The 401-nt window shown below is 60.6% G+C and carries 1 protein-coding gene; it reads right to left on the minus strand.

The genetic code is table 11. The features are described 5' to 3' along the window. The coding region (locus G8O24_RS47300) for a leucyl/phenylalanyl-tRNA--protein transferase (protein WP_244646431.1) at positions 1 to 401 on the minus strand (401 nt) is incomplete at both ends.

The following is a 401-nucleotide window of genomic DNA, read 5'->3' on the forward strand; positions in this document are numbered from 1 at the left end:
CATCAGAGCCGTCTTGGAGGCATCACGGCCATACTCCAGGTCGTGAAACATAGACTCACCACTGAAAAATCCCCCAACATTGACGCCGTAGAGGCCTCCTACCAGACGGCCTTGCGCGTCCCACGTCTCAACTGAATGGGCCCACCCACGATCATGGAGATACCGGTAGACTTCCATAACCCGATCGTCAATCCAGGCATAGGGGCGCGTCGGGTCTGCACACCGCGTAATGACCTCATCAAAGGCACGGTCGACGGTCGTCGTGTGGTGTTTGGTCGTTTTGCGCAAGCTGCGGGCAACCTTAAGCCGGCCGGGCAGCAGGATGCCACGGCGCAGGGGAGACCACCACGCCGTCGCACCCCGGAGTTCCCGCGACACCTCATCGACGGCAATGGGCATAG

Source organism: Bradyrhizobium campsiandrae (assembly GCF_014529705.1).
Taxonomy (GTDB): domain Bacteria; phylum Pseudomonadota; class Alphaproteobacteria; order Rhizobiales; family Xanthobacteraceae; genus Bradyrhizobium; species Bradyrhizobium campsiandrae.